The 7250-nt window shown below is 38.5% G+C and carries 5 protein-coding genes; 1 reads left to right on the forward strand and 4 read right to left on the reverse strand.

The window, feature by feature from the left end; genetic code table 11:
* Positions 1–133: 133 nt before the first annotated feature.
* The 4 genes from QHH19_06035 to ftcD all read right to left on the reverse strand — a co-directional run bounded on the left by QHH19_06035 (position 134) and on the right by ftcD (position 5767).
* Complete coding sequence (locus QHH19_06035; GenBank protein ID MDH7517885.1) at positions 134–1054, reverse strand: hypothetical protein; 921 nt, start codon at positions 1052–1054, stop codon at positions 134–136.
* Positions 1051–2364 (reverse strand): OB-fold nucleic acid binding domain-containing protein, encoded by a 1314-nt coding sequence (locus QHH19_06040; GenBank protein ID MDH7517886.1) that lies wholly within the window; start codon positions 2362–2364, stop codon positions 1051–1053. Before QHH19_06040 ends, QHH19_06035 begins: the two co-directional genes overlap by 4 nt.
* 85 nt (positions 2365–2449) lie before the next feature.
* Positions 2450–4096: a formate--tetrahydrofolate ligase gene (locus tag QHH19_06045; GenBank protein ID MDH7517887.1), complete on the reverse strand. Its 1647-nt coding sequence runs from the start codon at positions 4094–4096 to the stop codon at positions 2450–2452.
* A gap of 3 nt (positions 4097–4099) precedes the next feature.
* A complete protein-coding gene (gene ftcD / locus QHH19_06050; GenBank protein MDH7517888.1) occupies positions 4100–5767 on the reverse strand; it encodes a glutamate formimidoyltransferase in 1668 nt (555 codons plus the stop codon).
* Positions 5768–5815: 48 nt separating this feature from the next.
* Between ftcD and hutI the strand changes: the two genes are divergently transcribed.
* Entirely contained in the window at positions 5816–7033 is a 1218-nt protein-coding gene (hutI, locus tag QHH19_06055) for an imidazolonepropionase (protein ID MDH7517889.1), read from the forward strand.
* Positions 7034–7250 lie beyond the last annotated feature (217 nt).

A 7250-nucleotide genomic window follows, 5' to 3' on the forward strand; every position in this document is an offset into this window, starting at 1 on the left:
TCCTTTTCTTGGCACATCCCATCTAATAGGAAAAAATGAATGTTTTTTTCTTTAATTATTTATTTCGGGATGAAGCCCTAAAAAACAATTAAAAAAACAAACAGGGGGTTTACCAATCCTGTTATGAATCCTGTTATGTCGTCTTAATAATACCAAGAACAGGCTCATAAATCAAACCCTTCTCCATAAGCGAGTTGAGCGCCTCTTCAACAGAGTCTCTATTAATACCAGATTTCTCACATCTTTTAGCAATAGCATCCCAAGAGGCACCATCTTCTCCCTCTATCTCTTTTATAACCCCTAAAACCTTGTTTTCTATCTCCTCAAAATCAACCTCAACGGTCTCAGTCTCTTTCTTCTTCATATCATCTTTTGTTTTCTTGGTTTTTGTCGGTTTTTCTCCCTCTTTACCTTCAATCTCAAAAGAAGCCAGTTCTTCTCTGCGTGGTCTAAGATACTGCAAAGACTCTTGGATCAGCGTAATATATTTTTCGATATCAACCTTACTATAGTTTTTCAGAGCAGCAACCACACCATCAGAGAGATCCCTACTATAACCAAGCTTCCTAAGATCATAAGCATTCGCCGGACTCATCTTCATAGCCTCAAGCACAGCCTCTATCCGCTCCTTAGTAGACTCACATGTCTCAAGAATCCACTGGTCACGAGCCTCAGCGTTAACCTCCATTATTTTCTCAGGGCGAACAGAAACATATAGGACTCCTTCCTCAGGTTTATACGTCCTAGCCTTACCAAGAACAGCCACAAAAGCAGGCACCTCAATAGCAAGAAGAACATCAGTTGCATCCTGCTGATACTGACCAGAATACAGAGTATAAACACCAGTCGGGTCAGATATATGAGCCCTAACTAGCTCACCACTCTCAGAGATATTCTCAACATCAGTGAGCACACCAACAATAAACAACCTGTTAACCTTAGCACCAAGAGGAGTAATAACATAGGATGGTGTTTTCTCCCCCGTACCTTTCACCTCAAAATTCGAGTCATTGTATTCACCAGCAAAAACCCTCCAAGCAGTCTCACGCCTCATCGTAACTCCTCCAAACTATGAGACAAACGCTCAGCCTCTTCTTTTATATCAACATCAACCAGCTCAGCGTTCTTAGCTATAACAGTTGTACCAAAACTGTCACCCAAAGCATTACCATCAACCCTAAGTCTACGAGCAAAAAAAGTTTTATTAATCAAATCAACCAAGACCTTGTCATCCTTTGTTTTCTCAACCATCCTCTTGCATTCATCCAGTGTTTTACCCAAGATCCTTTCAGCAACGTCCTTACCAATTATGCAGTTAACAGAACCAGAACCATCATCAACAACCAGTTTCACTCTAAGATCAGTTTTAACCTTTGATAGTTTACCATGGGTCTTGCACTCTTTATCCACCACACTCCTGTTACACTCAGGGCAACGAGTTATAATACCACTACCATCATGGATCTCAATAACAGTACCCTCAATCTCAACATCCAAAGCACCACGCTTCTCAACCAAAAGATGAAGAGGTATTTTACTTGTTTTTATTTCATCCCTAGAAATCTTACTACCATCGAGTTTCTTGACAACCGCTTTGTCATCAAAACTAAGCTGAGGGATACCCTTCCAAGATTTTATGTAACCACCAGTGATCCTAACCACATCACCCTCTTTTAAATTAAAATCATGCCATGACGTAAACTGGGCTTTACCAGTTTCATCACCAATAGTACCAGAAAAAACCTTTTTGGTTTTACCATCAACAACAGTCTCACGCTCATTAATATCAATGATACGCGCAGTGATATCCACAGCACCAAGGCCTGCTTTGAGATCCCTAACCTTAACTTCTTTTGGCTCATAGGAAACATCCTGAAGCCTATCCTCCTCAGTCTTCTTGATTTTCACACGATCCCCAAAGTTGATCTGCACGCTATCACGCCATTCACGTGAATAAGCATTAGAAACCTCTATAACATCACCCTTAGCTATCTCAAAATCCTTCCAAGCAGTAAACGGAGCAGTACCACTCTCATCACCTAGTATACCATAAAAAATATTACGCTTTTCACCCTTAACAGTTATCTCCTTCGGGTTAATTGTTATAACACGACATAACAAATTAACATTAGACTCATTAGGTTTAACATCAACAAGTAACTTACGCTCAGCAGAAGCAGAAACAGCACCAGCACCACCAAACTTTTTGATCAAAGTCTGTTTAGCCTGCTCAACAGGAACACCATACTCTAAAAACTTTTTAAACTCCCTCTCAAGCTCCTCACGGCTAACACCTTTCTCTGAATCCTCACTGAGAACATCTAATATATCATCTATGTGAGATTTAAGATCATCAATACTCATAGGCCTACCCCAAAAAAAGGATACAATATATTATATATCAATGTATCCTTATTTTTACATAATATCGTTATATAAATGTACTCTATCATAAACCAGTTATATTACCCTCGCTATCAATATCTATTTTCTCAGAACTAGGCTTCATAGGTAAACCAGGCATAGTAGTAATCTTACCGGTCATAGGAACCAAGAAACCCGCACCAGCTGAAAACTTGATTTCCCTAACAGTTATCTTAAAACCCTTTGGTCTCCCCAGCAAAGATGGATCATCTGACAAGGAATACTGTGTTTTAGCTATACAAATAGGCAACTTATCCAAATCTAGTTTCTGACAAAGCCTGATATCCTGCTCAGCAGTAACAGTATAAACAACCCTATCAGCACCATACATCTTCTCAGCAATAGTCTCAATTTTTTCTTTCACAGGCATTTTAACATCATACAAAAACCTGAACCTAGATGGCGTGTTATGAATAAGACTAACAAGTTTACCAGCAAGCTCAATACCCCCCTCACCACCATGACGCCATACATCAATCAAAGCAGATGAAATGTTTTTCTCTGAACAAAACCTTTCAACGATCTCTATCTCCTCTTTTTTATCACCAGTGTAATGGTTTATAGCAACAATAACAGGTACACCAAAACATGATATGTTCTCAAGATGCTTCTCAAGATTAGACAACCCTCTTCGAACAGCGGCTCTATCGTTTCCTTTTCCATGCCGTTTTAATGCTTTTATGCTAACAACCATCACAACAGCATCTGGTCTTAAACCACCAACCCTACATACTATGTCAAAGAATTTTTCTGCACCAAGCTCAGAACCAAAACCAGCCTCTGTAACAAAATAATCAGCTAATTTCAAACCCATCCAAGTAGCGATAAGACTATTTGTACCATGTGCTATATTCGCAAAAGGACCACCATGTATCAACGCTGGCACACCCTCGATTGTTTGTACTAGATTAGGTTTGATTGCATCTTTTAAAAGCATAGCCATAGCACCAACAGCCTTCAAATCCCTAGCAGTAACAGGCTCGTTGTTGTACGTATATGCTACTATAATTCTACTAAGCCGCTCTTTAAGATCATCCAAATCCTTTGATAAACACAGGATAGCCATTATCTCAGACGCAGGGGTAATGGCAAACTCTACCTCATGAGGAACACCATCCTGAGGACCACCAAGACCAATCACTATTTTCCTCAATGAACGGTCACTTATATCCAGAACACGAGGCCAAACAATATATCTTGGATCAATATGAAAAGCATCACCATAAAAAATATGGTTATCAAGAAGACTAGCGAGAAGATTATGCGCACTTGTTATAGCATGCATATCACCAGTGAAATGAAGATTGATATCCTCCATGGGTAGAACCTGGGAGTAACCACCACCAGTGGCACCACCCTTAGTACCCATAATAGGACCAAGAGAAGGCTCACGAATAGCAAGCAAGGTTTTTTTACCAAGCTTAGACAAGGCTTGTGCTAAACCAATAGTAACAGTGGTTTTACCCTCCCCCTCAGGAGTAGGGTTAATGGTTGTAACCAAAATCAGTTTACCATTTTTGTTGTTTTTAACCCTGTTCAAAGCACTAAGTGAAATCTTCGCCTTGTAATCACCAAAAGGAATAACTTCATTATCCTTAAAACCAGCTTTACTAGCTATATCGAAAATATTCTGAAGTTTTACTGATCTAGCAATTTCAATATCAGATTTCATAAGCTACATCTTTCCAGCAACTATTTTTACTATCTTATCAGTTTTGCTATTACTATTTTTTTCTATTTTATCTAGTTCTTTACGCATTTTTTCCACAAAATACCCATCTTTAATTGAACCAAAGTTAATTTTAACATTCAAAACAGCTGACTGCACACCAACATTAGCCATATAAGCAGAAATAGCAGCATCGGTAATCGAATTCTGATTGCCCTTCTCGGCAACAACCATAGCCAAATCAAGTAATTTTTCACAATTTTTTGCTGTTTCAAAAGGAATCATAGCAGCATTCTTATATGCTTTCTGCAAAGCCTCTTTCCTCTTCTCTTTCTGCTCATCAGTCTCTTTTGGCATTTTCAACGCCTTCATAACCTCGTTGAACGATTCCGTATCCTTGTCTATAAGCTTGATTAGATGTTTTCTCAACTGATCGCTCTCTCTCAAAACCTTCTTAATTTCATACTGCACGCTCTCATATTTTTCTTTACCAATAGTTAGATTACAAACCATTGAACTTAAAGCAGCACCTAGTGCACCACAGAGTGCAGCAACGCTACCACCACCTGGAGCAGGGCTGCTAGATGCAAGCTCAGAAAGAAAACTTTTTACACTCATAGAAGCAAGTGGACCTGTTTCCTCAATCATATACTCAATCACTTTCTCCTCAGGTTTAAACTGATAAAGCTGAGAGAGACCAAGTTTATCAATCGCTAGAGAAACAAGCTCGTCATCGTTTTTAATAACTAGTTTCTCTTTTTTAGCATAAAACTTTCCAGCAAGAACCAAAGCCTCTTTTGGGACGACACCAACGATTTCGCTTCCAGTTACTTTTACCCCTAGTTTCTCGGCTTCTTCCTTAACAGCCTCAAAGACATCATGAAGGTTTACTTCTCTGTAGTTTAGCAGGTTCATAGAAACCTGTGCGATGTTCTCGTTGTACATCATACCACCAGCCTGAACACCTTTGAACCTCCCAGGGATCTTCACTGGTTGTCCATCAGCACCAATTACTGGGTTGCCTTTTTCATCTTTTTTAACATATCCACTAGTCCTAATTTTCCCTGAGATCTCTGATGCTATTGATTTATCGTTTGTGTTAAGGTTTATGTTATATGCTATAAGAAACTCTCTTGCACCAGTTGCTGTAGCCCCACTCTTTGGTACAAAAACAGGTTCACCATAATCAGGTTTAAAAGATGGGTCTTTGAACTTTTTTTCAAGAGCCTCGTACTCTCCCTTTCTTATATCTGGTAGTCTAACCCGGTCAGGTCTTGTCGCTGAGTTTGCATACAAAAACACTGGTACACCTAGTTCTTTTGCCATCCATTCCCCAAACCTCTTTGAAAGCTGGATGCAATCCTCCATTGTTACGCCCTTGATTGGGATAAAAGGCATAACATCTAGTGCACCCATCCTAGCATGTTCGCCCCTGTGTTTCCTCATGTCAATAAGTGCTACACCAACCCTTGCGCATCTACAAGCTGCCTCAAGAACAGGCTCTGGTTCACCGACAAATGTATAAACGGTTCTGTTGAAATCCACCCCGGAATCAACATCAAGTAATCTAACTCCTTCAACACTTTTTATAGACGCTGCGATAGCTTCTATAACAGCTTTATCTCTACCCTCACTAAAGTTTGGGACACATTCAACGATTTTTTCCATAAACATACCGTAAAACTTAATCTAAGTTCTTCTTTTAACTATTTGGGCAAAAACATGGTAAACGTGGATATTCTAATAAAAAATGCCAATGAACTAATCACCCTACATGGGCATAACAAACCGAGGGTAAAAAAACAGATGAACAACCTGTCAATAATAAAAGGTGGTTCTATAGCAATTAGAGACGGCAAAATCGTAGACGTTGGTAAAAACCTTATGTACAACGCAGAAAAAACAATCGATGCATCAAACAAAGTTGTGATGCCTAGTTTTGTTGACCCACATACACACGTTGTTTTCGCAGGGTCACGTGAATTCGAACTAGAAATGAAACTTAGAGGAATCTCATATATGGATATCCTCAAAAAAGGTGGGGGAATCTTTTACACTGTAAAAGAGACAAAAAAAGCCTCTGAAGAAAAACTTTTTGAACAAAGCAAAAAACGCTTAGACACAATGCTATCATATGGTACGACAACATGCGAAGCAAAAAGCGGATATGGATTAGATACAAAAAATGAGCTCAAAATACTTAAAGTTCAAAAGAAATTAAACGAAAAACACAAAATCGATATCGTTTCTACTTTTATGGGTGCACATGCTATCCCCAAGGACCAAAAACCAGGTGACTACGTAAACGTTGTAATAGAGGATATGTTACCAAAAACAAAGGGTTTAGCAAAATTCTGTGATGTGTTCTGCGAAAAAGGTGTTTTCACAACAGAGCAATCAAAAAAAATTCTAACAGCAGGCAAAAAACATGGCCTCATACCAAAGATACATGCTGATGAAATCGTTGACACAAGTGGTGCATCTCTAGCAGCAAACATTGGGGCTATCAGTGCAGACCATTTGCTAAAATCATCTGAAAAAGGCCTTAGAGAGATGGCAAAAAAAGGGGTCATAGGTGTTCTCCTACCAGGCACACCGTTTTCTCTTATGATGCAAAAATATGTTGATGCAAGAAAAATTATAGAATTAGGTGTACCAGTTGCTCTAGCAACTGATCTTAACCCTAATTGTTGGACAGAAAACATGCAGCTTATCATACAGTTTGCTTGTTTTAACATGAAAATGACGCCAGCAGAGGCAATAACAGCATCTACGTTCAACGCAGCATGTGCAATAAAAATGAATGACAAAATAGGTAGCCTAGAAAAAGGAAAACAAGCAGATATAATAATCTTAGATTGCCCAAACCATAGTTTTATACCATATCATTTTGGCGTTAACCTTGTAGAAACCGTGATAAAAAAAGGAGTAATCATATAAAGGAAATTTTTTTGTTTATCTTTTTTTGTTTTCTATCATCTGACATGCTATGTGATACATTTCTCTTCTATGTTTACTGTATTTTGGATGGTTTTTTATGAAATCATTTACAAGCAACTTAACATTTTCTACCTTATTTTTTAAAATAAATTTTTCTAGTTCATAGGCTATTGTTTTCTCTCAGTACTTCGGAAAGTAGAAATTTATACTATTTTTT

It is taken from the genome of Candidatus Thermoplasmatota archaeon (assembly GCA_029907305.1).
Classification (GTDB): Archaea; Thermoplasmatota; E2; order DHVEG-1; family DHVEG-1; genus JARYMC01.

Excerpts from the sequence above, each read along its gene's own strand:
- QHH19_06035 (MDH7517885.1), bottom strand. The coding sequence starts at position 1,054 with ATGAGGCGTGAGACTGCTTGGAGGGTTTTTGCTGGTGAATACAATGAC.
- QHH19_06040 (MDH7517886.1), bottom strand. The coding sequence starts at position 2,364 with ATGAGTATTGATGATCTTAAATCTCACATAGATGATATATTAGATGTT.
- QHH19_06045 (MDH7517887.1), bottom strand. The coding sequence starts at position 4,096 with ATGAAATCTGATATTGAAATTGCTAGATCAGTAAAACTTCAGAATATT.
- ftcD (MDH7517888.1), bottom strand. The coding sequence starts at position 5,767 with ATGTTTATGGAAAAAATCGTTGAATGTGTCCCAAACTTTAGTGAGGGT.
- hutI (MDH7517889.1), top strand. The coding sequence starts at position 5,816 with ATGGTAAACGTGGATATTCTAATAAAAAATGCCAATGAACTAATCACC.